General features: G+C 61.7%; 23 protein-coding genes. 6 read left to right on the top strand and 17 right to left on the bottom strand.

All coding sequences use genetic code 11. The annotated features are described in order from the left end of the window. Positions 1-224: 224 nt before the first annotated feature. The gene (locus HPQ62_RS00575; RefSeq protein WP_174800569.1) at positions 225-1,304 is read left to right on the top strand and encodes a Gfo/Idh/MocA family protein; all 1,080 of its coding nucleotides are present in this window, start codon (positions 225-227) and stop codon (positions 1,302-1,304) included. Between the two features lie 60 nt (positions 1,305-1,364). On the opposite strand, the gene HPQ62_RS00570 is transcribed toward HPQ62_RS00575, so the two are convergent. Further along, positions 1,365-1,526, bottom strand: coding sequence for an entericidin domain-containing protein (locus HPQ62_RS00570; protein WP_174800568.1), 162 nt, complete (start codon positions 1,524-1,526; stop codon positions 1,365-1,367). A gap of 278 nt (positions 1,527-1,804) precedes the next feature. On the opposite strand from HPQ62_RS00570, the gene HPQ62_RS00565 reads away from it, so the two are divergent. Next, the gene (locus HPQ62_RS00565; RefSeq protein WP_342343658.1) at positions 1,805-2,434 is read left to right on the top strand and encodes an exopolysaccharide biosynthesis protein; all 630 of its coding nucleotides are present in this window, start codon (positions 1,805-1,807) and stop codon (positions 2,432-2,434) included. A 4-nt stretch (positions 2,435-2,438) separates the two neighbouring features. Here the strand turns inward: HPQ62_RS00565 and HPQ62_RS00560 are convergent, their stop codons facing one another. After that, the gene (locus tag HPQ62_RS00560) at positions 2,439-3,365 is read right to left on the bottom strand and encodes a LysR family transcriptional regulator (RefSeq protein ID WP_174800567.1); all 927 of its coding nucleotides are present in this window, start codon (positions 3,363-3,365) and stop codon (positions 2,439-2,441) included. Between the two features lie 112 nt (positions 3,366-3,477). On the opposite strand from HPQ62_RS00560, the gene HPQ62_RS00555 reads away from it, so the two are divergent. Beyond that, positions 3,478-3,645, top strand: a complete 168-nt coding sequence (locus HPQ62_RS00555; protein WP_174800566.1) for a hypothetical protein — start codon at positions 3,478-3,480, stop codon at positions 3,643-3,645. A gap of 240 nt (positions 3,646-3,885) precedes the next feature. Next, positions 3,886-4,896 (top strand): GlxA family transcriptional regulator, encoded by a 1,011-nt coding sequence (locus HPQ62_RS00550; RefSeq protein WP_174800565.1) that lies wholly within the window; start codon positions 3,886-3,888, stop codon positions 4,894-4,896. A 136-nt stretch (positions 4,897-5,032) separates the two neighbouring features. On the opposite strand, the gene HPQ62_RS00545 is transcribed toward HPQ62_RS00550, so the two are convergent. Together HPQ62_RS00545 and HPQ62_RS00540 are read right to left on the bottom strand one after the other, a co-directional pair. Further along, positions 5,033-5,710, bottom strand: a complete 678-nt coding sequence (locus HPQ62_RS00545; protein WP_174800564.1) for a glutathione S-transferase — start codon at positions 5,708-5,710, stop codon at positions 5,033-5,035. Positions 5,711-5,789: 79 nt separating this feature from the next. Further along, positions 5,790-6,818: a sodium:calcium antiporter gene (locus HPQ62_RS00540; protein ID WP_174800563.1), complete on the bottom strand. Its 1,029-nt coding sequence runs from the start codon at positions 6,816-6,818 to the stop codon at positions 5,790-5,792. Between the two features lie 134 nt (positions 6,819-6,952). Here HPQ62_RS00540 and HPQ62_RS00535 point away from each other — a divergent pair, with 134 nt between their 5' ends. Further along, positions 6,953-7,789: an isocitrate lyase/PEP mutase family protein gene (locus HPQ62_RS00535; protein WP_174800562.1), complete on the top strand. Its 837-nt coding sequence runs from the start codon at positions 6,953-6,955 to the stop codon at positions 7,787-7,789. A gap of 27 nt (positions 7,790-7,816) precedes the next feature. Here the strand turns inward: HPQ62_RS00535 and HPQ62_RS00530 are convergent, their stop codons facing one another. Next, positions 7,817-7,984 (bottom strand): hypothetical protein, encoded by a 168-nt coding sequence (locus tag HPQ62_RS00530; protein ID WP_174800561.1) that lies wholly within the window; start codon positions 7,982-7,984, stop codon positions 7,817-7,819. A 243-nt stretch (positions 7,985-8,227) separates the two neighbouring features. Between HPQ62_RS00530 and carB the strand changes: the two genes are divergently transcribed. Next, positions 8,228-11,710 carry a carbamoyl-phosphate synthase large subunit gene (gene carB, locus HPQ62_RS00525; RefSeq protein WP_174800560.1) on the top strand — a complete coding sequence of 1,161 codons (3,483 nt, stop codon included), beginning with the start codon at positions 8,228-8,230 and terminating at the stop codon, positions 11,708-11,710. 349 nt (positions 11,711-12,059) lie between these two features. On the opposite strand, the gene HPQ62_RS00520 is transcribed toward carB, so the two are convergent. The 12 genes from HPQ62_RS00520 to ftsZ form a co-directional block, all read right to left on the bottom strand. Continuing rightward, positions 12,060-12,941, bottom strand: coding sequence for a 50S ribosomal protein L11 methyltransferase (locus tag HPQ62_RS00520; protein ID WP_174800559.1), 882 nt, complete (start codon positions 12,939-12,941; stop codon positions 12,060-12,062). A 69-nt stretch (positions 12,942-13,010) separates the two neighbouring features. Continuing rightward, complete coding sequence (locus HPQ62_RS00515) at positions 13,011-13,607, bottom strand: SCO family protein (protein ID WP_174800558.1); 597 nt, start codon at positions 13,605-13,607, stop codon at positions 13,011-13,013. A 32-nt stretch (positions 13,608-13,639) separates the two neighbouring features. Continuing rightward, on the bottom strand, positions 13,640-14,113 hold the full coding sequence (locus HPQ62_RS00510) for a GFA family protein (RefSeq protein WP_174800557.1): 474 nt from the start codon (positions 14,111-14,113) through the stop codon (positions 13,640-13,642). A 10-nt stretch (positions 14,114-14,123) separates the two neighbouring features. Continuing rightward, positions 14,124-14,606, bottom strand: coding sequence for a CreA family protein (locus HPQ62_RS00505; protein ID WP_174800556.1), 483 nt, complete (start codon positions 14,604-14,606; stop codon positions 14,124-14,126). Positions 14,607-14,703: 97 nt separating this feature from the next. Next, the gene (gene ligA / locus HPQ62_RS00500) at positions 14,704-16,854 is read right to left on the bottom strand and encodes an NAD-dependent DNA ligase LigA (RefSeq protein ID WP_174801391.1); all 2,151 of its coding nucleotides are present in this window, start codon (positions 16,852-16,854) and stop codon (positions 14,704-14,706) included. 125 nt (positions 16,855-16,979) lie between these two features. Next, positions 16,980-17,816, bottom strand: a complete 837-nt coding sequence (locus HPQ62_RS00495) for an endonuclease/exonuclease/phosphatase family protein (RefSeq protein WP_174800555.1) — start codon at positions 17,814-17,816, stop codon at positions 16,980-16,982. A gap of 38 nt (positions 17,817-17,854) precedes the next feature. Beyond that, positions 17,855-19,297 (bottom strand): phospholipase D-like domain-containing protein, encoded by a 1,443-nt coding sequence (locus HPQ62_RS00490; RefSeq protein ID WP_174800554.1) that lies wholly within the window; start codon positions 19,295-19,297, stop codon positions 17,855-17,857. Positions 19,298-19,413: 116 nt separating this feature from the next. Further along, positions 19,414-21,075, bottom strand: coding sequence for a DNA repair protein RecN (gene recN, locus HPQ62_RS00485; protein WP_174800553.1), 1,662 nt, complete (start codon positions 21,073-21,075; stop codon positions 19,414-19,416). Between the two features lie 29 nt (positions 21,076-21,104). Beyond that, on the bottom strand, positions 21,105-21,962 hold the full coding sequence (locus tag HPQ62_RS00480; protein ID WP_174801390.1) for an outer membrane protein assembly factor BamD: 858 nt from the start codon (positions 21,960-21,962) through the stop codon (positions 21,105-21,107). 223 nt (positions 21,963-22,185) lie between these two features. Further along, positions 22,186-23,124 carry a UDP-3-O-acyl-N-acetylglucosamine deacetylase gene (lpxC, locus tag HPQ62_RS00475; RefSeq protein ID WP_194246249.1) on the bottom strand — a complete coding sequence of 313 codons (939 nt, stop codon included), beginning with the start codon at positions 23,122-23,124 and terminating at the stop codon, positions 22,186-22,188. Positions 23,125-23,138: 14 nt separating this feature from the next. After that, the gene (locus tag HPQ62_RS21155; protein WP_280516244.1) at positions 23,139-23,261 is read right to left on the bottom strand and encodes a hypothetical protein; all 123 of its coding nucleotides are present in this window, start codon (positions 23,259-23,261) and stop codon (positions 23,139-23,141) included. Positions 23,262-23,411: 150 nt separating this feature from the next. Next, a complete protein-coding gene (gene ftsZ, locus HPQ62_RS00470; RefSeq protein ID WP_174800552.1) occupies positions 23,412-25,010 on the bottom strand; it encodes a cell division protein FtsZ in 1,599 nt (532 codons plus the stop codon). Positions 25,011-25,029 lie beyond the last annotated feature (19 nt).

The raw sequence follows: 25,029 nt of genomic DNA, 5'->3' as shown, positions 1-25,029 counted from the left end.
AGCCCAATCATGGCGATAACGTGACAGACCGTCGCCAGCGGAAACTCAGGGCGAAGCTGGCGAGCGCTTGCTGAAAGCAGGATTTGTACAGAGTTTGTTTTGATCCCTAAAACCTTGCCGTCTCCGCGCGCCCTCCCTTCCGGATTTGCATCTGAAAGGCGCTCCTCAAGCCTTCGAGCGGCATTGAACGCATACGTCCGACTTATGCATTACAGGACATTGAAATGACGAGAAAACTCAAAGTCGCCGTCGTCGGCCTGGGCGTCGGCCAGACGCATATCGAGCGTGGCTATCTCACCAACCCGGAGCGATTCGAGGTTACAGCGATCTGCGACACCGACAACGACCGGCTGAACGCCGTTGGCGACGCATTCGGCATCGAACGCCGCGAGCACGACTATCTGGAAGTGCTGGGGATGGACGATGTCGATGTCATCGACGTCTGCACTCCGCCTGGAACCCACAAGGCCCTGATGCTCGCGGCCCTCCAAGCCGGCAAGCATGTGATCTGTGAAAAGCCGCTGGTCGGCTCGCTCGCTGATATCGACGAACTGCTCGATGCCGAAAGCCGTTCCTCCGGCCACGTCATGCCGATCATGCAGTACCGCTACAATGACGGCGCGCAAAAGGCCAAGCATCTGATCGAGACGGGCATCGCTGGCAAACCCTATGTCGCCACCTGCGAGGTGCACTGGCTGCGCGATCAGACCTATTACCAGCGCGATTGGCGCCGCAACTGGAACGGCGCGCTCGGCGGCGCGCTGATGAACCACGCGATCCATGCCAACGACCTGATGTTTTATCTTCTGGGGCCGGTGCGCTCGCTGTTTGCGCGGATCGCCACCCGGGTGAATGCCGGTATCGAGGTCGAGGATTGTGCAAGCGTGAGCGTCGAGCTCAATTGCGGCGCGATCGCCACCACGTCGGCAACGCTCGGCTCGGTCGAGCCGTTGAGCCGGATGCGTCTCTGCTTCGAGAACATGATCATCGAGACGGACAGCCGGCCTGATTTCACGGCCGAGGATGCGCCCTGGCGCTTCATTCCGAAAGACGCGGAGACGGCCCGGTTGATCGAGGAGGCGCTTGCGGAATTCGCACCGCCGCCGACGGGATTTGCAGGGCAGATGCAGCATTTCCACGAGGCGATCTGTGCAAAGACGCCGCTGCCGCTGACGCTCGCCGATGCCCGCCACAGCCTGGACTTTGCGACTGCGGCCTATTGGTCGGCGAAGACCTATAGCGCCGTTGCCCTGCCGGTGATGGCCGATCATCCGTTCTATAACGGATGGCAGAACGCCTTCTGAAAGTTAAGCACAAAAAAAGCCCGGGCGTGCGACCCGGGCTTTTTTAATGAGCTAGATTGATCAGTAGCTTGCTGCGCTGTCGATCGACTGCCCTGCGTTCTGCGTGGCATCGATGGCGTTGGCGGTATCCTGTCCCATGCCCTCGATCGTGTTGCCGCAGGAAGCGAGCAGGCTGCCGACAGCAAAGAGGATGGAAGCTGCGATGATCTTACCCTTGAACATTTCGAACTCCTGATGTCTCGTTCGGATGTCAGATAAACGTGCGGTAGAGCGCGAAGTTCCGACGCCATGCCAGCCAAAGCGAAATTTTCTGCTGACGAAAGCCCTTCGGAAAGCGTGATGGCAGAAAGTTTTCCACAGTGTTTTCCACAGCTTGTGAACAGCATCGAAAGCGGTTTTGAACAGGATCCGAAGCGGGTTTTCCACATCTGGCAGAGACTGGCGCGCCTTTCACCAGCACCGAAGCCTTTTCCCGAGACGGCGCGAACCCTATCTAGGTCGTGAGACAGGAGACAAATGCGCTGACCACGGCTTCCGAAGACATCGTCAAACTCTCCGCCATCCTCGGGCAGCTTCAGCCGGGACCGGACGGACGCATCAGCATCATTCAGCTTGAGGGTGTGCTTGCGGAGCGCTCCTTCGGAGCATTTCTCGTGATCTTCGCCATCCCCAACCTCATTCCGCTGCCGCCGGGCGCAACCCTCGTGCTCGGTCTTCCACTCATTCTGGTGAGTTGGCAGATGATGGCCTCGCGGCGCAGGCGGGTCTGGCTGCCCCATCGCATCGCGACGTTTTCCATGGATGGCGCGCGCTGCCTCGCGCTGATGGATCGCATCCTGCCATGGCTGCAATGGATCGAAAGCGCGGTGCGCCCGCGCAACTGGTTTCTCAAGACCAGGAACGGCGAGCGCTTTCTCGGCGCCTTCGCCCTGCTTCTCTCGATCGTGGTCTTCATTCCGATCCCGTTCGGCAACTGGCTTCCGGCCTTCGCCCTTGCCGTGATCGGCCTATCGGATACCGAACGCGACGGCTACGGCCTCATCGCGGGAATAGCCATCGGCATCGTATCCCTGCTCCTCGCGGGGGTGGTGCTGCTTGCTGCCGGAGCGCTTATCGCCATGATATTTTGACGGATCAGGCGCATATCTTTTCGGAACGCGCTGCGCGGTTGGCGATCTGTGCCGGCTGAAGCGCGTGGCGGATTGCATCTGCCACGGCATCGATCAATTCGCCGCGCTGATCGGAGAGCTTCAGCCTGATATCGTAAAAGCCGAGTTCGGGCAGCCCCTGCTCCGGACCCAGCACTTCCATGTCCTCCGAAACGTAGTAGACCGCCATGGGCGCCACCGCGAGATCGGATGTCACGGCTGCGCGCTGGACCATCGTGGAGGCGCTGAGATAGGCCACACGATAGGTCCGTCCAGCCTCGGAAAGCGCACGCTCTGCCTCATGGCGCCAGCAGCAACTGCTTTCCCACATCGAAATCGGCAGCGGTTCCCGCAGATAGGCCGTTCCGCATCGCGCGCCGACCCAGACGAGGCGCTCGCGCATGATCAGTTCGCTGTCTTCGTCCTTGCCGGGCAGATCCTCTGCGTTCAACAGGGTAAGGTCGAGACGCTGTTCACGCAGCCGCTTTGAAAGACCGATCGAATTGTCGATCGTGACATCGACCATCACGCTTGGAAACGCTTCCGCAAAGCGCTTCAGAACCGTGGGGAGGATTCGCTCGCCCATATCGTCAGTGGCGCCGAGGCGGACCACCCCGCGCATCGCAGGATGGCGGAAGCGCGACATCGCCTCGTTGGAAAGTGCCAGAATGCGACGCGCATAGGCAAGCAGCGTCTCACCACTGCGCGTCAGCCGCACCGAGCGGGCGTCGCGCACGAAGAGCGACACGCCGACCTGCTCCTCCAGCCGCTTGATCTGCATCGAGACCGCCGAGGGCGTCCGGAAAACCACTTCGGCAGCACCCGAAAAACTTCCGGTCTCGGCGATCGCAACGAAGGTCCTGAGGATGTCGTTGTCGAGCACCGGCAGGGGTGTCTGGAGATTGAGCGCCATCGCGGCCTCCTGAAGTTCAATAAAATTGATCTAAACCATAATACCATTTCGTTTGATTGATTGTCAAAGGTGCTTACCCTTGCAGACAACACCCGAGGACAGGAGAAAAGCCATGGGACTGTTTGTGATACTGCGTCATCTGATCACCCCGATCCTCAACGTTTCCGCCATTCAGCGAAAGCCCGCCGATGCGGATTGGCGGTCAGAGGGCGTCAAGCGGGTGCCCCAGCATCTGCGCAGCGATGTCTTCGAGGATGACCGCTACTGGCGCAACGACTGAGCGCGGGCTCGCCTGCCACCGGTGGTCCCTTGGCAGGCGATCCTTCGCAAACCGCGCAGCCGCAACGCGATGCGGTTTAGCCCGCTTGCTCGCATAAAAAGAGCGTTCGATGAGAGCCTGCCCTTTTCCGCCGCAATTGTCTGTGTCAATGTCGCTAACAGGCAATTGGCGTCCGGGTTTCTTGCAGAAATTGAGCTTTCTCAAGCCGTAGATCCGGCTCTCAGCGCGGCGGTGTCCCATATGGTTCGATCCTTTGTCTTCTATCTCGTCCCGCAATTTTCACTGCTGCCGTTCACGAGCGCCGTGGAGGTGCTTCGCATCGCCAACCGCATGCTCGGTTACGAGGCCTATCGCTGGCGCATCGCTTCCGATACCGGCGCAAGGGTCTGTTCTTCGAGCGGTATCGCGATCGATCCCGACACGTCTCTCAGCGACGAGCGGCGGGCGCTGATGGGCGAAAGACGGCCGGATCTGGTGCTGGTGTGCTCCGGCATCGATGTCGAGGACTATTACAACAAGTCCTTCGAAGCCTGGCTGCGCGAACTCAACAACCGCGGCTGCGGCATTGGCGCGATGTGCACGGGCTCCCACCTTCTGGCACGCGCGGGACTTCTGAAGGGGCGGCGCTGCGCCATCCACTGGGAAAACATGCCGGGCTTTACCGAAACCTGGCCGGAAATCGATGCCCATGCCGATCTGTTCGTGATCGACCGCAACATCTACACCTCCGCCGGCGGCACGGCTTCGCTCGACATGATGCTCTATCTGATCGGAAGAGAGTTTGGAGAAGGCCTCGTGAACGCCATATGCGAGCAGGCCCTTACCGATCGCGTCCGGCTCTCGAGCGAGCGCCAGCGTCTGCCGCTGAGTGCCCGCCTCGGCGTGCAGAACGGCAAGGTGCTGCAGATCATCGAACTGATGGAGGCAAACCTTGCCGAGCCGCTGACGCTCGTCGAAATCGCCGACGCGGTCGGCCTCTCGCGACGCCAGATCGAACGTCTGTTCCGTCAGGACATGGGCCGCTCGCCGGCGCGCTACTATCTCGAAATCCGGCTTGACCGGGCGCGCCGCCTCCTTGCGCAGTCCACCATGCCGGTGGTCGATGTGGCCGTTGCCTGCGGTTTCGTCTCGGCATCGCATTTTTCCAAATGCTACCGCGAGATCTACCGCTGTTCGCCACAGCAGGAGCGTGCCCAGCGCCGCCAGGCGCGCATGGTCGGCAGGGAAGCCGGAATGGGAATGGCCGTCTAGAGAGGCGCCATCGTCCGCCGGAAGGCGAGCCCGCTCGAATTGTCCTGTACGCATTTTCGAGGACGTCCGGCGTTTCCACCTGCGTCATGCAACAGGCGACACCGCCGGACGAACGTTCCCTTCCCGAACTTCGGGTTCAGGACATCGGGTTTCCGCCGTAGCGATAGGCGCCGCCGCGCTGCAGCGCGTGACGGTATGCCGAGCGGGCATGGATCTTCTGCAGGAACTCGACCAATGCATGCGGTCGCTGTTCGAAGGCAATTCGCTCCATTCCGGTTTCGATCGGAAAGCTCATCATGATGTCGGCCGCCGTGAAGTTCGGACCGGCAAACCAGCCATCGCGCTGCAATTCGCTTTCCCAGAAAGCGCCGTGGGTCTTGAGCTGGGGATCGGTGAGCGTCGAGTTCACAGCCTTTGAAATCCTCTTCATCAGTGGCTTGAGGAGCCACGGCGCCTGTTCCGGTATCTTCTGGAACACCAGCTTCATGACCAGAAGCGGCATGGCGGATCCTTCCGAATAATTCATCCAGTAGCGGTAGCGCAGCGCCTCGTCTGTTCCCGGCTCCGGCCGCAGGCCGCTGTCGCGGCCATACCGGTCGATGATGTATTCGACGATCGCGGCACTTTCCGCGACCACATGACCGTCATCCTCTATGACCGGGGATTTGCCGAGAGGGTGGATCCGGCGCAGTTCCGCAGGGGCACTCATATTCTCTCCCCGCTTGTAGCGCTTCACTTCGTACTCGACCCCGAGCTCCTCCAGCAGCCACAAAATCCGATGTGCGCGGGAGTCTTCAAGATAGTGAACCAGCATCTGAACCACCTTTATGAACCTAAAATCGAACCGGTTGGTTCGATTGATAATACGGTGAACACGGATTTGGCAAGACAATTCACAGCGCGGTGACCGCGACGGCGCCGCAGTAAAGCAGGAGGATGCCCACGCTCTCGAACCCGATCCTGCCGGGTCCGGCCTTCTGCCGCACGATGAGGCCGAGAAGAAGGATCGCCGTGGAGGAAAGCCCCACGGCGAGCCAGAGCAGGTCTTCGCGGGCAATGGCATGATAGAGCGACCCATCACGATAGGCCACATCTGACAACGTCAAGAACAGGGTGTCGAAGGTGTTGCCGCCAATGATGCCGCCGACGGCAAGCTGAAGCGCGCCGCGCCGAACGGCGGCAAGCGTCGTCACCAGTTCCGGAAGCGATGTGACGACGGCGGTCAAAAGCGCGCCCACCAGCGAGGCCGACAGGCTGTAGCGATCGGTGATCACACCGGCAATCTGCGAAATCACATAGCCGCAAAGCCCCATGACCACCATCAGCAGCGCGAAAAAGGCAAAGATCCCGACGTTGCTTCCCGCATCTGTCGCCTCCTCTTCCGGCTGATCGGTTCGCGTTTCATGCGTGCCGACAGGGTGCCACATGGGTTCGTCGCGCACGCGCTTGGACGCCACTGCACCGGCAATATAAACCCCGAAGATCGCAAGCGAGACGGGGCTTACGGCAAACAGCGTGATCTCGGGTGCGGCATAGGCCAGAAGCGGCATGCCGAGCAGAAGCACCAGCAGCGCGCCCTGAAAGAGATTGGAAAGATCAGCCGCCGCGTGTTCCAGGTTCACCCGGCGATAGATCATATCTGCCAGCGCCAGAAATGCGGTCTGGACGGCTATGCCGCCCACGGCGTTTGAAAAGCTGAGCGACGCCCGTCCGTCAAGGGCCGACGTCACCGAGACCACGGTGCCGGAAAGTGAGGTGGCGGCTCCGAGGAGCAGGCCGCCGATCAGCGCCTCCCCGAGTCCCGTCCGGTCAGCGATACGATCCGCCACATCCGTGATCCTCACACCGCAACCGAGAATGACGGCCCCGGCCGCGAGAAAGATCAATGTCAGCCATATCAGAGAGAGGTTTTCGAAATACATTCATGTCTCCGCTTTGAAGACCAACGCATCAGGCGAACGATTGTTCTGATCCGCTGCCGCGCGTGCTTCTTCTCTTGCAAAGGCGCGCTCGGAAGGGCAATGTTCATGATATGTTTCGGAACAACGGGGAAATCATGGCCAGTCAGCAGGAGAAATACGAAGCGTTCAGAAGCCTTCACGACGGGAAGCGCGCTTTCGTTATGCCAAATCCTTGGGATGCCGGGACAGCGAGGTTTCTCACAAGCCTCGGCTTCAAGGCGCTCGCGACGACCAGTGCTGGGCTCGCCTTTTCCCTTGGAGAGCGCGATTCGCACGCAGCGCTCAGCCGCGAGACCATCCTGACGAATGCGGCAGCAATCGTCGCGGCAACGCATCTTCCTGTCTCCGCCGATCTTGAGAACGGCTTCGGCGATTCGCCGGAAGACTGCGCCTTGACGATCCGGCGCGCCTGCGAAGCGGGCCTGGTCGGGGGTTCGATCGAGGATGCAAGCGGGCGGGAAGACGCGCCGATCTACCCGTTCGAGCTTGCCGTTGCCCGCGTGCGCGCCGCAGCAGAAGCCAGAGCCGGCCTGCCCTTTTTGTTGACGGCGCGCGCGGAGAACTTTCTGTGGGGACGGCCTGACCTCGACGACACAATCCGGCGGCTTCAGGCGTTCGAAGACGCGGGCGCAGACGTGCTTTACGCGCCGGGTCTTCCAGATCTCGACGCGATCGAAAAGGTTTGCAGCGCAGTTTCAAGGCCGGTGAATGTGGTGATGGGGCTGAAAGGCAGGAACTACACGGTCGCCGAGCTTGAAAAGATCGGGGTCAAGCGCATCAGCGTGGGGGGCTCATTTGCGCGCGCAGCACTTGCCGGGCTGAAGCAGGCGGCGGAGGAAGTCTTGCTGAACGGCACGTTCGACTATCCAAGACTGGACGGAAGCGAGGCGGAACGGCTGACAACACATCAAGCAGGAGAAGGCGACGCCTGAAAGCGTCACCCTTATGCTTGCCTGTACTCAGGCGTGCGATGTGTTCGCAGCCCGACGAAAGATTTCGCCATGGGTGGGTTTGCGCGCTGTTGCTTCTGCTGCGGAGAGCTTGCCACCGACGATCCGGTAAAGAATAGCAAGGCCTGCTGCCGCGAATGCGATCTGAAATGCGATGAGAGGCAGATATTCAAACATTGTTTAGTCTCCGGTTTGGAGTAGTAACGCGGCAAGTAAACGAAAAGTTCACACTTAAGTGCATCAAGATGTAAAAAAACGCCGTTGATGGGTGTCGAAGGGGTGCATTTTGGGGTTCCGTTGCCCCCATATCTCCCCTATAAGGCCCACCTAGCCTACATGATTTCACGTCCCTTCCCCGGCCCGGTTCCCCGTGCCGGTTTTTGATGCAGGGATGATAAGAAGAAACGACGGATATCGCCCATGCCCAAGCGCCAAGACCTCAAATCCATCCTCATCATCGGCGCGGGGCCGATCGTCATCGGTCAGGCTTGCGAGTTCGACTATTCCGGCGCCCAGGCCTGCAAGGCGCTGAAGGAAGAAGGCTACCGGGTTATCCTGGTGAATTCCAACCCGGCGACGATCATGACCGATCCGGAGCTTGCGGACGCCACCTATGTGGAGCCGATCACCCCCGAAGTGGTCGCCAAGATCATCGCCAAGGAACGCCCCGACGCGCTGCTGCCGACGATGGGCGGCCAGACCGCGCTCAACACCGCGCTGTCGCTGCGCCGGATGGGCGTGCTCGAACGCTACAATGTCGAAATGATCGGCGCCAAGCCGGATGCGATCGACAAGGCGGAAGACCGGGCGCTGTTCCGCGAGGCGATGGCCAAGATCGGGCTCGAAACTCCGAAATCGATGCTCGCCAACGCGACAGAGATCAAGGATCAGTACCGCCAGGAACATGAAGCCAAGCGCGCCGAACTGAAGAAGACGCTTTCCGGGGATGCGCTCGATACCGCGCTCGACGGGCTTGAGAACGAGTGGAACCTTGCCTCCACCGACCGCAAGCAGCGCTACATGTCGCACGCCATGGCGGTCGCAGCGCAGGCGCTCGATGTCGTCGGCCTGCCGGCGATCATCCGTCCATCCTTCACGCTTGGCGGCACCGGCGGCGGCATTGCCTTCAACCGCTCGGAGTTCTTCGAGATTGTCTCCTCCGGTCTCGACGCATCGCCCACCACCGAAGTGCTGATCGAAGAATCGGTGCTCGGCTGGAAGGAATATGAGATGGAAGTGGTCCGCGACAAGGCGGACAACTGCATCATCATCTGCTCGATCGAGAATATCGATCCGATGGGCGTGCATACCGGCGACTCGATCACGGTTGCCCCTGCCCTGACGCTGACCGACAAGGAATACCAGATCATGCGCAACGCCTCGCTGGCGGTGCTGCGCGAGATCGGCGTCGAGACCGGCGGCTCGAACGTGCAGTTCGCCGTCAACCCGGCCGATGGCCGCCTCGTCGTCATCGAGATGAACCCGCGCGTTTCGCGCTCTTCGGCGCTCGCATCCAAGGCCACTGGTTTCCCGATCGCCAAGGTCGCGGCCAAGCTTGCGGTCGGCTACACGCTGGACGAACTGGAAAACGACATCACCGGCGGCGCAACGCCTGCATCATTTGAACCGTCGATCGACTATGTGGTCACCAAGATACCGCGTTTCGCCTTCGAAAAATTCCCGGGCGCCGCAAATACGCTGACGACGGCGATGAAATCCGTTGGCGAAGTGATGGCGATCGGCCGCACCTTCCCGGAATCGCTGCAAAAGGCGCTGCGCGGTCTTGAGCGCGGCCTGACCGGGCTCGACGAGATCGAAATTCCCGGCATCGAGAACGGCGAGCGGCACAATGCCATCCGCGCCGCGATCGGCACGCCGACGCCTGACCGGCTGCGCATGGTCGCCCAGGCCATGCGCTTCGGTGTCAGCCTCGACGAGATCCACGAGCACAGCCGCATCGACCCCTGGTTCCTGGAGCAGATGAAGGCGATCGTGGACATGGAAGAGCGCGTGCGCGAGCACGGCCTGCCGCAAGACGCTGAAAATCTGCGCATGCTGAAGGCCATGGGCTTTTCCGACCAGAGGCTTGCAAGCCTCACCCAGGGCCGGCCCAAGGAAGTCGCGCAGCTGCGCAACCGGCTCGGCGTTCGCCCGGTCTACAAGCGCATCGACACCTGCGCGGCCGAATTCGCCTCGCCCACCGCATACATGTACTCGACATACGAGACGCCCTTTGATGGCGAGACCCGTTCTGAAGCCGGCGTTTCGGATGCGAAGAAGGTCGTCATCCTCGGCGGCGGTCCGAACCGCATCGGCCAGGGCATCGAGTTCGATTACTGCTGCTGCCACGCCGCCTTCGCGCTGAACGAGGCCGGTTACGAAGCGATCATGATCAACTGCAACCCGGAGACCGTGTCGACCGACTACGACACCTCAGACCGGCTTTACTTCGAGCCGCTGACGGCGGAAGACGTGATCGAGATCATGCGCGCCGAGCAGGAAAAGGGCACGCTCGTCGGCGCCATCGTGCAGTTCGGCGGCCAGACGCCACTGAAGCTCGCCGAAGCGCTCGAAAAGAACGGTATCCCGATCCTCGGCACCGCACCGGACATGATCGACCTTGCCGAAGACCGCGACCGGTTCCAGAAGCTTCTCATCAAGCTTGAGCTGAACCAGCCCAACAACGGCATCGCCTATTCTGTGGAACAGGCCCGCCTCGTTGCCGCAGAGATCGGCTATCCGCTGGTGGTTCGCCCGTCCTACGTGCTGGGCGGCCGCGCGATGGAGATCGTCCATTCGGAAGCCGGTCTTTCGCATTATCTGCTGGAAGTCGTGCCGGAACTCGTCACCGAGGACATCAAGCAGCGCTATCCGAACGACAAGACCGGGCAGATCAACACCATGCTCGGCAAGAACCCGCTGCTGTTCGACAGCTACCTTACCAATGCCACCGAGGTGGATGTGGACTGCCTGTGCGATGGAACCGACGTGTTCATCGCCGGCATCATGGAGCATATCGAGGAAGCGGGCATTCACTCGGGCGACAGCGCCTGCTCCCTGCCCCCGCACTCGCTCTCTTCCGAAATGATGGACGAGCTCGAGGAACAGTCCCGCGCGCTGGCGCTGGCGCTCAACGTCAAGGGCCTGATGAACGTGCAGTTCGCCATCAAGGACGGCACGGTCTACATCCTCGAAGTGAACCCGCGCGCCTCGCGTACCGTTCCGTTCGTCGCCAAGACCATCGGCGCGCCGATCGCCAAGATCGCCGCGCGCGTCATGGCGGGCGAAAAGCTGAACGACGTGATCGCGTCCTATGGTGAACGCCCGAACCCGCGCAAGCTGAACCATATCGCGGTGAAGGAAGCGGTGTTCCCGTTTGCCCGTTTCCCCGGCGTCGACACCCTGCTCGGCCCGGAAATGCGCTCGACCGGCGAGGTGATCGGCCTCGACAAGGACTTTGCCATCGCTTTCGCAAAGGCACAGCTTGGCGCAAGCGTCGATCTGCCGCGCGAGGGCTGCGTGTTCGTCTCCGTGCGCCCGGAAGACAAGGACAGGGTCCTGCCTGCCGTCCGGCTGATGGTCGAACAGGGCTTCTCGGTGATGGCGACCGGCGGCACGCGCGACTTCCTGGAAGAGCACGGCATTCCGGCCACCAAGATCAACAAGGTGCGCGAAGGCCGTCCCCATATCGAGGATGCGATCCGCAACCGTCAGGTCCAGCTGGTGTTCAACACCACGAGCAGCGGCAAGACGATCTCGGACTCGAAATCGCTCCGCCGCGCGGCGCTGACCCAGAAAGTGCCCTACTACACCACCATGGCCGGCGCCCTCGCCGCCGCCCAGGCGATCAAGGCGCTGAAGCAGGGCCAGCTCGAAGTGCGTCCGCTGCAGAGCTACACCTGAACGGAATTGCTTTCGGATTGAATGGAAGGCTGGCCCCTGTGGCCGGCCTTCTTTGCTTTCAGTCACCTGGAAGGTTTTGAAGAGCGATCCGCGCCTTTGGCGAATCATCCTCGGGCTTGACCCGAGGATCCAGGCAGATTTGCTCTGCTTCATAAATTGACATCGATTACAAAGGCTAAGTGAGCCTGAATAAGAAGGTCACGCCCGACCGTGCGGCAGCGCCTCGAAGAGGCATACCTTTCTCCCGCTCACGTCATATGGCCTGGATCCTCGGATCAAGTCCGAGGATGACGCGGAGAATGGGGTAGTTGTCCCGCACATGGGCGGCAGAGCTGAGGCGCTAAACCCCTCAGCCGCGCAGCAGCAGCGTGACCCAGCCATTGCGCCAATAGGTGCGCTCATGGCTGATGCCCTGGGTGCGGTAGGCGGAAAGCACCTTCCAGCGCTGCTCGGCGAGAATGCCGGAGAGGATCACAGCGCCGCCGGGGGCAAGGTTGCGCTTGACGCCGGGCGCAAGCTTCATCAGCGGACGCGCAAGAATATTGGCGATGATCAGATCGAAGGGAGCATAATCGGCGAAGGCGGCATGGTGAAAGCCGGGGGCGGTGACGAAATCGATACCGGACACGATGCCATTTGCGCGCGCATTGTCTTTCGCAACGCGCACCGCCACCGGATCGATATCGGTGGCAAGTACCGGGATCGGGCAGAGCTTGCGGACCGCCATGGCGAGCACGCCGGTGCCCGTGCCGAGATCGAGCGCGTTCAGCGGCCTCTCGGCCTTGAGAACGGTGTCGATCATTTCAAGGCAGCCGCTGGTGGTGCCGTGATGGCCGGTTCCAAACGCCTGTCCCGCCTCGATTTCGATTGCGATATCACCGGCGCGGCGATGATCGCGGTCATGGGAACCATGCACGAGAAAACGGCCGGCACGCACCGGCTTCAGCCCTTCCAGCGACTTGGCGATCCAGTCGATCTCCTCGATCTCTTCCTTCTCGATTGCCGGATGATCGTCGCCGTAGAGGCCCTTCAGCGCATCGCCGAATATCGCCCGCAGCGCATCCTCTTCCTCCGGTTCGAGATAGACCGAAGCCTCCCAGCGGTTCGCCTTCTCGTCGATCTCCATCGTCGCCAGCGCATAGGGTTCTTCGCCCAGCACGGCAGAAAGCGCATCGAGCACCTGGCTCGCGCCGGTCTCGGTGGTGGTGACAAAAAGGCGGATCTGGCTCATGGCTGGTCTTTCAACAAATGGCGTACGCCCGCGATAAGCCCGCTTTCCAGCAATGGCAAGGCGGGAACGTCAGTTGATCAGGTTTTCGAGCTTCTTGACCGCGACATCTGGGTTTTCGCCATAAGCGATCGTGCCCTTCAGCACGCCGCCGTCATCCAGCAGGAACACGGAGGCATTGTGATTCATGGTGTAGTCCCCATCCGGCTGGTTGGGGTCAAGCGGCACTTTCTCGTAATAGATGCCGAATTTGTCGAGCGCGGCGCGCACCTTGTCCGGATCGCCGGAAATTGCCTCGATACGGTCTGAAACGTTGGAGAGATAGCGCTCCATGGTTTCGGGCGTATCGCGCTCCGGATCGACGGACATCCAGTAGGCGTTGATCTTGTCGCCATCGGGATCAACCTGATGCAGCCAGCCATTCAGCTCGTAAAGCGTGGTCGGGCAGACCTCAGGGCAGTGGGTAAAGCCGAAGAACAGCACGCTCGGCTTGTCGCGCAGCGCCTGTTCGGTGATCGGCTCTCCGTCGCCAGCGGTCAGTTCGAAGGTCGGGCCGAAGGGGATCGCCATCATCTTCTCGTTGGTCTCGCCGATCTGATAGACCAGCCAGATCAGCACTGCGCAGACGATGGCGACAGACGCCCAGAGGACGCGACGGAAGGTTTTCATTTCTACCCCTTTCAGCGGGCGGAAATACCACCCTATTCTTCGAGAAGACCGTGCTTGCGGTGCCAGTCCTCGATCGAAAGATCGGGGTAACCGTCAAAATGCACATGGCCGGGGCCTTCCGGCACATCCACCCAGTCGGCCTTGAACTCCATCATGATATGCACGATTTCCGGCGGATGCGGCAAGGGGGTGTCCACGGCTGCGGCAATAGGATGCACCAGTTCGGGCCAGCGCGGATCGTAGAGGTAAAGAGCGCTGCCGCAATGGCCGCAGAAATGGCGCTCGCCATGGCTTTCGCCATCCGGCATGCGGGCATGGTAGAAGCGCTTGTGCTCCTCGCCTTTCACCTCAAGCGTTTTTGACGACGCACCGAGATTGATGGCATAGCCGCCCGCCCCGCCATGCTTGCGGCAGATGCTGCAATAGCAGCGCATGTAGGGATGGGGTGTGCGGCTTTCGACCGAATAGGAAACCTTGCCGCACTGGCAGCTTGCCTCAAGCCTCATGATGCCCTCCTCAATCCGGCGCGCCGTTTTCCCAAACGACATCCTGGCCGTAAAGCGGCACGGTCGACATCGACATCTTGGCAGACCCTTGCGTGATTTCGCGCGTATGGGCGAGATAGATCAGGGTCTTGTTCGGATGATCGTAGATGCGGTTTATAACCAGCTGCTTGAAGAGCAGCGACCGGCCCTGCTTGAACACTTCTTCGCCGCCCTTGCCAAGGTCGATATCCCGGATGACGATCGGGCCGGTTTGACGGCAGGCGATCGAGGAGTTGGAAGGATCCTCGAACCAGTTGCCGTTGGAAAGCCGGTCGATCACCGAGCGGTCGAAATAGGCGATGTGGCAGGTCACGCCATCGACTTCGGGGTCATGCAGCGCCTCGATCTCGATATCGTTGCCGACCCAGTCGACGCCGACCTCGCCCACCTGTTCGGCCTGCGCCGCGCCCGCGAGCATGAGGCTCGCGCAAAGGGCAACACCAAAACGGTTCATATTCAAACTCCCTGAAAGACCTTACCCTCAACATAGGTTGTCGCAGACCCTATGCAAGCAGACCGCGCCCGAGAAAAAGGCGAGGCCAGATTTGCCATCAACCGCCGATCAGCGCCAGCCACTCATCCTCGTCCATGGTCTGGACGCCAAGCTCTTCCGCCTTCTTCAGCTTGGAGCCCGCGCCCGGCCCGGCGATGACGATATCGGTCTTCTTCGACACCGAGCCGGAAACCTTGGCGCCGAGGCTTTCGGCCTTGGCCTTGGCCTCGTCGCGGGTCATCTTTTCGAGCGAGCCGGTAAACACTACCGTCTTGCCGGCAACGGGGCTTGATGTGTCGATCCGCTGCTGGTCGTCTTCAGGGCTCACCTCTTCCAGAAGCCGTGCGATCACCGCTGTGTTCTTCTCTTCCGCAAAGAACTCGGCAATTGCGCGGGCGACCACAGCGCCGATGCCGTCGATATTGTTGAGATCGTCCCAGGCCTCGCCTTCGCCGCTTGCCGCCAGCTTCATCGCCTGCTCGAAGGCTGCGTAGGAGCCATAGGAGCGTGCGAGAAGCTTGGCCGTGGTCTCGCCCACATGTCGGATGCCGAGCGCGAAGATGAAGCGGTTGAGCGCGATCGAGCGCCGCTCATTGATCGACTGGTAGAGATTGGCGACCGACGTCTTGCCCCAGCCGTTGAAATTCTCGAGCCTTGTGAGCCCCGCCGCCGCCTGCCTGCGCTCCAGCGTGAAGATGTCGGGCGCGGTGCGGATCGCAAGCGCCTCATCCTCGTGCTCGAAGAAGAAATCCACCTGCTTGGCCCCAAGCCCCTCGATATCGAAGGCGTTGCGCGAGACGAAATGCTTCAGGTGCTCGACGGCCTGCGCGCGGCAGGAAAAGCCCGCCGTACAGCGGCGCACCGCATCGAGCTTGCCGGTCTTCTCGTTGATCTCGCGCACCGCGTGCGCTTCGCAGACCGGGCAATGATCGGGGAAGCGATAGGGCTCGGCATCCTCCGGCCGCTTCTCCGGCACGATGTCCACGATCTGGGGAATCACATCGCCAGCGCGCTGGACGATGACGTAATCGCCGATGCGGATATCGCGGCCCTCGCGGATCGGCTCGCCATTGGAACCCTTGCCGGCAATATAGTCCTCGTTGTGGAGCGTCGCATTGGTGACCACCACGCCGCCGACGGTGATCGGCTCCAGACGTGCCACGGGGGTGAGCGCGCCGGTGCGGCCCACCTGTATATCGATGTTGAGGAGCCGCGTGATCGCCTGTTCGGCCGGAAACTTGTGGGCCGTCGCCCAACGCGGAGAGCGCGAGCGGAAGCCGAGGCGCGCCTGAAGATCGAGCCGGTCGACCTTGTAGACCACGCCGTCGATATCGTAATCGAGGTCGCCGCGCTGGACGCCGATTTCGCGGTAGTGATCAATCAGATCATCGACCGAGGAAAGCCTCTTCATAAGCGGATTGACCGGAAAGCCCCAGCGCGCAAAGGTCTCGACCATGCCCATCTGGGTGTCTGCCGGCATCGCCGACATCTCGCCCCAGGTATAGGCGAAGAATTTGAGCTTGCGCCTTGCCGTCACCTCCGGGTCGAGCTGGCGCAGCGATCCCGATGCGGTGTTGCGCGGGTTCACATAGGTGGGCTTTCCCTCTTCGGAAAGCGCGGCGTTGAGCGCCGCGAAATCGCTCTTGGCCATGTAGATCTCGCCGCGCACCTCGACGACCGCAGGCGCGTCCTCCGGCAGGCGGTTCGGAATTTCGCCGATGGTGCGGACATTGGCCGTGACGTTCTCACCGGTTGCGCCATCGCCGCGGGTGGCGCCCGATACCAGCACGCCATTCTCGTAGCGCAGCGACATCGAAAGGCCGTCGATCTTGGGCTCGGCGGTAAAGGCGATCGAGTTATCCGGCAAATGCCCCAGAAAGCGATAGACCGAGGCGATGAAATCCTGCACGTCCTCGTCGGAAAACACGTTGCCGAGCGACAGCATCGGCACGGCGTGGGTGACCTGCGCAAAGGCTTCGGACGGCGTGGAACCAACGCGGCGCGAAGGGCTGTCTTCGCGGATGAGCTCGGGAAACTGCGCTTCCAGCGCATCATTGCGCTGCTTCAGCGCATCATACTCCGCGTCGGTGATCTCCGGCGCGTCCTTGCGGTGATAGGCGGCGTCATGGCGGGCAATTTCCTCTGCAAGGCGCTGAAGTTCCGCTTCCGCCTCTTGCGGGGTCAAGTCCTCGACCGGCACCTTCGCCATGTCGTTGGCACTGTCTTTGGCCATGTCGCACTCCTTCGCAACTCTCACGCTGAATTAGAGCGGTTCATCGAGAAAGGAAAGCCGGTTGTCGCGTGATCGCGGTCGATGAAGGGGGCAATAGCCGCTCACCCCGAAGCGCGCATCGCCTTCACTGCCTCGCCGCCAAGGACGCCCGGATCTATCAGCGCCGTCAGCGGCAGATGATCGGATGCGACGCGGGCGAGCAGCGAATCATGCGCCGCAAGATCGGCCACCAGCCCATCGCGGTTGGCGATGATGCGGTCGAGCGCCAGCACCGGCCAGCGGGCGGGAAAGCTCGCCCGCGCCGGCGGCAGATAGCCAAACGCCTCCTCGAACCGGCGCAACGCCGAACCATTGCCGAGACGCCATTCGTTCATGTCACCCATGATCAGCGTTGCAGCCTCGTCGCGGTTGCCCAGCAGGCCGAGAATATGGTCTGCCTGCTGGCGGCGCGAGGCACGAAAGAGCCCGAGATGGACAGCAACCACCCTCAGATGGACGCCGGTGTTGAGCTCGATATCCGTCAAGAGCGCGCCGCGCGGCTCAAGCCCGGGCAACTTCTCGCGGTGGATGTCGCGCACGGCTCCGTCGCGAAACAGCAGCACATTGCCGTGCCAGCCATGGGCTCTCACGCTTGCCTCGGCGGGAACCGCGATCAGACCGGTCTCGGTCTCGATACGCTTCAGGTCCAGAAGTCCGGTGCGCTCGCCAAAGCGCGTATCCGCCTCCTGGAGCGCGATGATGTCCGCGCCGATTTCGCGGATCACCTCGAAGGTGCGGTCGGGATCGAAACGGCCATCGACGCCGACGCATTTGTGCACATTGTAGGTCGCAACCCGAAGCCCCTCGCCCGCAATCGGCACAGGCTGATCCGGCCGCTTTCCATTCTCACGGAAGGAGCGCATCACGGCATTGGCAAGGGGAGATTTGATCGGCTTCATGTCTCACACGGTTTGTCTGCCCCGAATATGAAGCGTTTTCAGAGATACGGCAATCCCAGCCAAAGTATGCGGTCCCGCAGCTTGTAAAGGAATGGCCTGCTCTTCAGCTTCTCGAGCGTCACCTCGGTGGCATTGGCGCGGGCAGCGCCGATGCGCGCACGCAGTTCCTCCGCAAAGCCGGCGTCGAAGACTTCGAGGTCGGTCTCGAAGTTCAGCCGCAGGGAACGCGCATCGAGATTTGACGAGCCGAGATAGGACCACTTGCCATCGACCGTCATCAGCTTGGAATGGTTGAAGGCGCCGTTATCGCGGAAGATCCGGCAACCGCCCGCCAGGATTTCCTCGAACTGCGCAGTCATCGCCTTGTCGACCAGAGCGAGATTGTTCTTGCCCGGCACGATGATATCGACGGCAACGCCGCGCTTGGCCGCTGTCGCAAGCGCTGCCACCAGGTCGCGGTCCGGCAGGAAATAGGGCGACATGATCATCACATGGTCTTCCGCTACCGAAAGCGCGCCCATGATCATGCTGTTGTTGTTGCCGAGATTGAGGTCCGGGCCGGATGGCACGACGCGGGCGATCACGCCGCCGCCATTTTCGGGCGCAGCCACTTCCCAGGCAGGCCCTTCCAGCTTCTCGCCGGTTTCGAAGAACCAGTCGGTGGCGGCGACGGTGAAATAGTCGGCCGCAGCAGCCCCCTGAAGCCAGAAATGGGTATCGTGGGCAGCGTCAGGACCGGTAAAGGCCTCACGGATATTCATGCCTCCCGCGAAAACCGTCTCGCCGTCGATCACCATGATCTTGCGGTGGGTGCGCAGATTGGCATAGGGCAACCGCATTCTGAGCAGAACCGCGCCATTGAAGGTCGACACCTTGATCCCGCGCGCGCGCAGCAATTGGGTGATCCGCGGCCGCGAATAGCGCGCACCAATCGAATCGACCAGGATACGCACCTCGACGCCGCGCTTGACCGCCGCATCGAGCTTGTCGACGAAACGGCGGCCCACATGGTCGGAGTCGAAAATGTAGGTTTCCATGATGATCGAGCGCTCGGCCTTGTCGATCGCCTCCATCATCGCGGAATAGGCTTCATCACCGGTTTCCAGAAGCCGCAGGTCGTTGCCGCGGGTTGCGGGCATGCCGGAGACGCGATTGCCGAGATTCCACATCGCGCCCATGCGCGTGCCGAACGCCGCATCGATCGCCGCGCGGTCGACGCGGTGCTTGCGCTCCTCGCTGCTGACCGCGTCGCGCACGCTGCCGCGCTTGTCGCGGATCGAGGCGCGCCGCATCCGGTTGATGCCGGCAACCGCATAGATCAGCGCACCCAGGATCGGCGACAGCATGATGACGCCGACCCAGCCGATCGCCGCGCGCACCTCATCCTTGGTCATTGCCGCGTGAATTGCCGCAGTCGCCCCGAGAGCGAAGGAAATGACGGCCAGAATATGGGGCCAGTAATGCTGCAGAAAGACTTCCATCGACACCCTTGTAGTTGCTCGTGACCGGCCCCGGAACCTTCGGGGTCATCGCTGCCTGATGCTTGGCATCACCGGGACAGCCCGGCAGCTATCCCTATAACAGCAATTTTCGAAAGTCACACATCCCCGGAAAGAAGCTTGGCGGCAGCGGCGCGCGCCTCGTCCGTCACCTTGGCGCCGGCAAGCATGCGGGCGATCTCTTCCTGACGCTCTTCCGGGCCGATGACCTCGACGCGGGTGCTGACGCTGTCGCCGCCGCCTTTCGAAATCAGGAAATGGCCGCCTGCCCGCGCGGCAACCTGCGGCGCGTGGGTGACGGAGAGAACCTGCACGGTTTCGGCAAGACGCTTGAGCCGCTGGCCGATCGCATCGGCCACCGCACCGCCGACGCCTGTATCGATCTCGTCGAAAACCAGTGTCGGCGCGGAGCCCTTGTCTGCGAGCGCCACCTTGAGCGCGAGCAGAAACCGCGAGAGCTCACCGCCAGACGCGACCTTCATGATCGGGCCCGGCCGCGTGCCGGGATTGGTCTGGACCTCAAATGAAACCGTGTCGATTCCTTCCGCGCCCGCTGTCTCCTCGTTGGCGGACACGACGGCGGTAAAGCGCGCGCGTTCAAGCTTGAGCGCGGGAAGCTCCGCCATCACCGCCGCGCTCAGTTGCTCGCCGGCTTCAAGACGACGGCCGGACAAGAGGCGCGCCGCCTCGAAATATGCGGTTTCGGCAGCGCTTGCCGCCTCTGTCAGCGCGGCGAGCTTCGCCTCTCCGGCATCGAGTTCGTCAAGGGCTGCCACCATGCGCTCGGCAAGTGCCGGCAGTTCGGTGACGGGGACGTTATATTTGCGGGCTGCTCCGCGAAGCGCGAACAGACGCTCCTCGGTCCGCTCAAGCTCCTTCGGATCGAAGGCTGCGCGATCGAGGGCGGCTTCCACCTCCATCTGGGCGCTCGAGAGTTTTTCAAGCGCTGCATCAAGCAACTCGACCGTTTCCTCAAGCAGACCGGGCGCCTCATGGGACTTGCGCTCCAGACGGCGCACCAGCGAGGCGATCATCGGGACCGGCGATGCATTGCCGTTCAGAAATTCCAGCGCTTCGGAAATGTCGCCTGCGATCCGCTCCGATTTCATCATCGTCGCGCGCTTTTCAGCGAGCTGATCTTCCTCTCCGTCGACGGCGGAAAGCTCCTGAAGCTCGTCCACGGAACTGCGCAGATAATCGGCCTCGCGGGCCGCTTCCTCGATATGGGCGCGGTGCTGCTTCAGCTTGCGCTCCGCATCCCGCCAGCCGCGAAAAAGCGCAGCGACCATCTCGGCATCACCGGTAAGACCGCCAAAGGCATCGAGCAGGCGGCGATGGCCGTCGGTATCGATCAGGGCGCGCTCATCGTGCTGGCCGTGGATTTCCACCAGCAGCCGGCCGGCCTGGCGCAGCAGTTGCACGCTGACGGACTGGTCGTTGACAAAAGCGCGGGTGCGCCCATCCGCCGATTGCATCCGCCGGAAGATCAGGTCGCCGTCATCATCGAGATCGTTCTCGCGCAGGAACAGCCGTGCCGGGTGATCGGCCGGCACATCGAACACCGCGATCACCTGGCCCTGGTCCTGACCATGACGCACCAGCGCGCCATCGCCGCGCGCGCCAAGCGCCAGCGAAAGGCTGTCGAGCAGAATGGATTTGCCTGCGCCGGTCTCGCCGGTCAGCACGGAAAGGCCCGTACCGAGGTCAAGTTCCAGCCGCTCGATCAAAACGATGTCCCGAATGGATAGCTGGACGAGCATGGTATTCGCGCCTTGGCGAAGAAGCCGGTTTAGCTGGGCGTGGCGTCCGAAACGGCGGAGCCGCGTCCGTTGGATTGCGGTTGAAGCCCCTTGGAGTTCAGAAGCTTGTAAGCGCGCTGATACCACGGGCTGTCAGGGTAGTTATGACCCAGAACCCAGGCTGCGTTCTGCGCTTCGGAAACCACGCCCATCGCATAATAGGCTTCGACCAGGCGTTCCAGCGCCTCTTCGATCTGGTTGGTGTCCGAATACTGGTTGACGACCACATTGAAGCGCGAAATCGCCGCGACATAGTCCTTGCGCTCGAGATAGTAGCGGCCGACCTGCATGTTCTTGCCGGCGAGCTGGTCGCGGGCATAGCGGATCTTGGCGCGGGCATCGCCGGCGTAATCGGAATCCGGATAGTTATCGATGACCTTCTGCATCTGCACGATCGTTTCCTCGGCAGCCGTCTGGTCCTGCGTCACGTCGACGATTTCCTTGGAGTAGGCAAGGCCGACGAGATACTGCGCATAGGCAGCGTCCTTGGAGTTCGGATAGAGCTGGACATAGCGCGTGCCGGACTTGACCGCCGCTTCGTACTTGCCCGTTCTATACTGCATGTAGGTCTGCATCAAAAGCGCGCGGCGGGCATAGTCTGACAGGGGATTCTGATCCTGGATCGACTGGAACTTGCGCAGCGCCTCGCCAACCTTGCCGGCATTGATATTGGCCAGAGCCTCATCATAAAGCTGCTGCGGCGGGTCCGCCTCATACTGCAGCGTCGTGATGTCGACGTCCTTTTCCCTGGAGCAACCACCAAGAACGATACCTGCTCCGACAATTATGGCCGCCGGAAGCGCGATTGCGCGAAACGAGCCTCGTGTCTTCCGGTTAAGACTATCCATCATTGCCTATGCCCCAGTTGGGCGTCCCTTGGACGCAGTTCTGTTTCAACCGACGTTTTACGCATATCCCGCCGACAAGAGCAATCTCACCCGCACGAAAAAGCTGCAAATTGTTGGCGATTTGTCAGGTCACCTCCCCGGCAGGCTTAAGACCTTGAAAACAAAAGACGGGCTGCCGCATCCCTGCAAACAGCCCGTCTGGAAACTCAGCCGATCGACGCAATCAGGATACCGGGCCGGCCGCGACCACATCTTCCTGACGCAGCCGGAACGGCAGCGCACCGCGCGGCGACACGATGACGGCAGCGCCAGGGGTTGCAAACAATTTGCGCACGGCAGCGGCGTTCAACGCATGGCCACCGCGATAGGAGCGGAAGCAACCCGCAAACCGCATGCCCATCATCGCCAGATCGCCAACGGCGTCGAGCGTCTTGTGGCGCACGAACTCATGCTCGTAGCGCAGACCCTCGGCATTGATGATGCGATCATCATCGGCAATCACGACCGAGTTCTCGAGCGACGAGCCAAGCGCGAAACCGCGCGCCCACATCGGTTCGACATCGCGCATGAAGCCGAACGTGCGGGCACCGGAGAGTTCGCGGCGGAATGTCTCCGCGCTCATGTCGCCGGCCCATTTCTGGCGGCCGATCACCGGCGTATCGAAATCGATCTCGACTTCGAAGCGCATGCCGTCATAGGGCGAAAACTCGGCCCAGCCTGCGCCGTTTTCAACGCGCACGGTCTTGGCGACCTTCACATAGCTGCGCTTTTCGGCGAGCTTCATGATGCCGGCTTCTTCCAGGGCTTCCACGAAGACGCGGGAGCTGCCGTCAAGGATCGGCATTTCGGCGCCATCGACGGCGATCACGAGATTGTCGATGCCAAGCGCATAGATGGCCGCCATCAGATGCTCGATGGTCGCAATCCATTCGCCAGGCTCCGAGCCGAGAACGGTGCAGAGCGCGGTGGGACCGACATTGTCGGCAACGGCCTTGTAGCTGCTGATCCGCTTGCCGTTTTCGTAGCGCTCGAACAGGATGCCCTGATCGGCTTCGCCCGGCTGCAGCACGATCGTCGCCGGCTTGCCCGAATGCACGCCGATCCCCGAAATCCTGACGGAGTTCGAAATGGTCGTCTGCAACCCGTAAATACCTGTCGACATGTCGATGTCCCTAATCACTGAATTCCGACCCCTGCACTTTCAATGCCGATACCCACGCTTGGGTTGCGCTGCGCTTCAAAATAACGCGCGCTGACGGCTTCACAGGTGAGTCCATTGCTTGCCTTGTAATTACGCATGGCACCGCCGGAAGCCAAATCACTGTTTCTTTCGATATGTTACGAAACACGAAAAAACCCGGCCGCTGGAGCGGCCGGGCGTGATCTGCGAGAAGGTTTTCAAAGGGACGGTTACCGATCCCCTAACGAACAAGGGGATCGATCGGTATCTCAGTTCGCCTGGCGACGCAGGAAGGCGGGGATATCGAACTGATCGTCATCCTGACGGGCAGGCTGTGCTTCTGCACGGCGCGGCGCGTAGGGGTTCTGCTGCGGCTGAGCCTGCGGGGCCGGTTCGCGACGAGCCACCGGCTCCTCGTGGTGGCCTTCGAAGCTTTCGTCGCCACGGCCGAGCGTGTTCGACAGGCGCTTGAACAGGCCCTTCGGACCGCGCTCTTCATGCTCCTGGCGACGGCTTGCGCTCATGTCCGACTGGACCACCGGCGGGAAGTCGGAGACTTCCGGCATGCGGCGCGGTTCGGCCATCTGCGGGCGCGGCTGTTGGGGAGCGGCCTGCGGTGCGGGCTGACGCGGTGCCTGAGCGGAGAAGATCTGGCTCTTCGGCTGCATCTGCGGCGCTTCGGCGCGCGGCTGTACCTTCGGCTGCTGCGGAACATGGCTCATCGCCATCTGCAGTTCACGCTCCATTTCAGCTTCGGCGGAACGGATCGTTTCGGCGATCGGGTCCTGACGCGGCTGCGGGGCTGCCGGCTGAGCCGGCTGGCTCTGCTGGGTCGGCGTGGAGCGGATTTCCGGCGGGCGCGTCTCGCGGCGCGGCTCCGGCATGTGGTCGCCATGGTTGACGGAACGATCGATACCGGTCGCAACGACGGAGACGCGGATGATGCCTTCCAGTTCCTCGTCGAACGTAGCGCCGAGTATAATGTTGGCGTCCGGATCGACTTCTTCGCGGATACGGGTCGCAGCTTCGTCGACTTCGAAGAGCGTGAGGTCACGGCCACCGGTGATCGAGATCAGCAACCCTTGAGCCCCGCGCATCGAGGTTTCGTCCAGCAGCGGGTTGGCGATCGCGGCTTCTGCGGCCTGCATTGCGCGGCCTTCGCCGGATGCCTCGCCCGTGCCCATCATGGCGCGGCCCATCTCGCGCATCACCGAACGGACGTCGGCGAAGTCGAGATTGATCAGGCCTTCCTTGACCATCAGGTCAGTGATGCAGGCAACGCCGGAATAGAGCACCTGGTCGGCCATCGCGAAGGCGTCGGCGAAGGTGGTCTTGTCATTGGCGATCCGGAACAGGTTCTGGTTCGGAATGACGATCAGCGTATCGACGGACTTCTGCAGCTCCTCAATGCCCGCATCGGCAAGACGCATGCGGCGCTGGCCTTCGAACTGGAACGGCTTGGTGACGACGCCGACGGTCAGGATGCCCTTGTTGCGGGCGGCCTGGGCCACGATCGGAGCGGCACCCGTGCCGGTTCCGCCGCCCATGCCGGCGGTGACGAAGCACATATGGGTGTTGTTGAGATGATCGATGATCTCATCGATGCACTCTTCGGCAGCCGCACGGCCGACTTCAGGCTGCGAGCCTGCGCCGAGACCTTCGGTGACGCCGACGCCGAGCTGGATGACGCGTTCGGCCTTGGTCATGGTCAGCGCCTGGGCATCCGTGTTGGCGACGACGAAATCGACGCCCTGGAGGCCTGCGGTGATCATGTTGTTGACGGCATTGCCGCCACCACCGCCAACACCGAATACGGTGATACGCGGCTTCAGTTCCGTGATATCTGGCTTTTGCAGCGTGATAGTCATGAGTTCCGTTCCTTCTCGC

The sequence above is a fragment of the Martelella limonii genome, assembly GCF_013344475.1.
Lineage (GTDB): Bacteria > Pseudomonadota > Alphaproteobacteria > Rhizobiales > Rhizobiaceae > Martelella > Martelella limonii.
The sequence above is the reverse complement of the archived record's forward strand: the minus strand, read 5'-3'. Positions and strand labels throughout refer to the sequence as shown.

Coding starts and splice junctions, on each gene's coding strand:
- HPQ62_RS00575 (WP_174800569.1), top strand. CDS start 225: ATGACGAGAAAACTCAAAGTCGCCGTCGTCGGCCTGGGCGTCGGCCAG.
- HPQ62_RS00570 (WP_174800568.1), bottom strand. CDS start 1,526: ATGTTCAAGGGTAAGATCATCGCAGCTTCCATCCTCTTTGCTGTCGGC.
- HPQ62_RS00560 (WP_174800567.1), bottom strand. CDS start 3,365: ATGGCGCTCAATCTCCAGACACCCCTGCCGGTGCTCGACAACGACATC.
- HPQ62_RS00555 (WP_174800566.1), top strand. CDS start 3,478: ATGGGACTGTTTGTGATACTGCGTCATCTGATCACCCCGATCCTCAAC.
- HPQ62_RS00550 (WP_174800565.1), top strand. CDS start 3,886: ATGGTTCGATCCTTTGTCTTCTATCTCGTCCCGCAATTTTCACTGCTG.
- HPQ62_RS00545 (WP_174800564.1), bottom strand. CDS start 5,710: ATGCTGGTTCACTATCTTGAAGACTCCCGCGCACATCGGATTTTGTGG.
- HPQ62_RS00540 (WP_174800563.1), bottom strand. CDS start 6,818: ATGTATTTCGAAAACCTCTCTCTGATATGGCTGACATTGATCTTTCTC.
- HPQ62_RS00535 (WP_174800562.1), top strand. CDS start 6,953: ATGGCCAGTCAGCAGGAGAAATACGAAGCGTTCAGAAGCCTTCACGAC.
- HPQ62_RS00530 (WP_174800561.1), bottom strand. CDS start 7,984: ATGTTTGAATATCTGCCTCTCATCGCATTTCAGATCGCATTCGCGGCA.
- carB (WP_174800560.1), top strand. CDS start 8,228: ATGCCCAAGCGCCAAGACCTCAAATCCATCCTCATCATCGGCGCGGGG.
- HPQ62_RS00520 (WP_174800559.1), bottom strand. CDS start 12,941: ATGAGCCAGATCCGCCTTTTTGTCACCACCACCGAGACCGGCGCGAGC.
- HPQ62_RS00515 (WP_174800558.1), bottom strand. CDS start 13,607: ATGAAAACCTTCCGTCGCGTCCTCTGGGCGTCTGTCGCCATCGTCTGC.
- HPQ62_RS00510 (WP_174800557.1), bottom strand. CDS start 14,113: ATGAGGCTTGAGGCAAGCTGCCAGTGCGGCAAGGTTTCCTATTCGGTC.
- HPQ62_RS00505 (WP_174800556.1), bottom strand. CDS start 14,606: ATGAACCGTTTTGGTGTTGCCCTTTGCGCGAGCCTCATGCTCGCGGGC.
- ligA (WP_174801391.1), bottom strand. CDS start 16,854: ATGGCGAAGGTGCCGGTCGAGGACTTGACCCCGCAAGAGGCGGAAGCG.
- HPQ62_RS00495 (WP_174800555.1), bottom strand. CDS start 17,816: ATGAAGCCGATCAAATCTCCCCTTGCCAATGCCGTGATGCGCTCCTTC.
- HPQ62_RS00490 (WP_174800554.1), bottom strand. CDS start 19,297: ATGGAAGTCTTTCTGCAGCATTACTGGCCCCATATTCTGGCCGTCATT.
- recN (WP_174800553.1), bottom strand. CDS start 21,075: ATGCTCGTCCAGCTATCCATTCGGGACATCGTTTTGATCGAGCGGCTG.
- HPQ62_RS00480 (WP_174801390.1), bottom strand. CDS start 21,962: ATGGATAGTCTTAACCGGAAGACACGAGGCTCGTTTCGCGCAATCGCG.
- lpxC (WP_194246249.1), bottom strand. CDS start 23,124: ATGTCGACAGGTATTTACGGGTTGCAGACGACCATTTCGAACTCCGTC.
- HPQ62_RS21155 (WP_280516244.1), bottom strand. CDS start 23,261: ATGCGTAATTACAAGGCAAGCAATGGACTCACCTGTGAAGCCGTCAGC.
- ftsZ (WP_174800552.1), bottom strand. CDS start 25,010: ATGACTATCACGCTGCAAAAGCCAGATATCACGGAACTGAAGCCGCGT.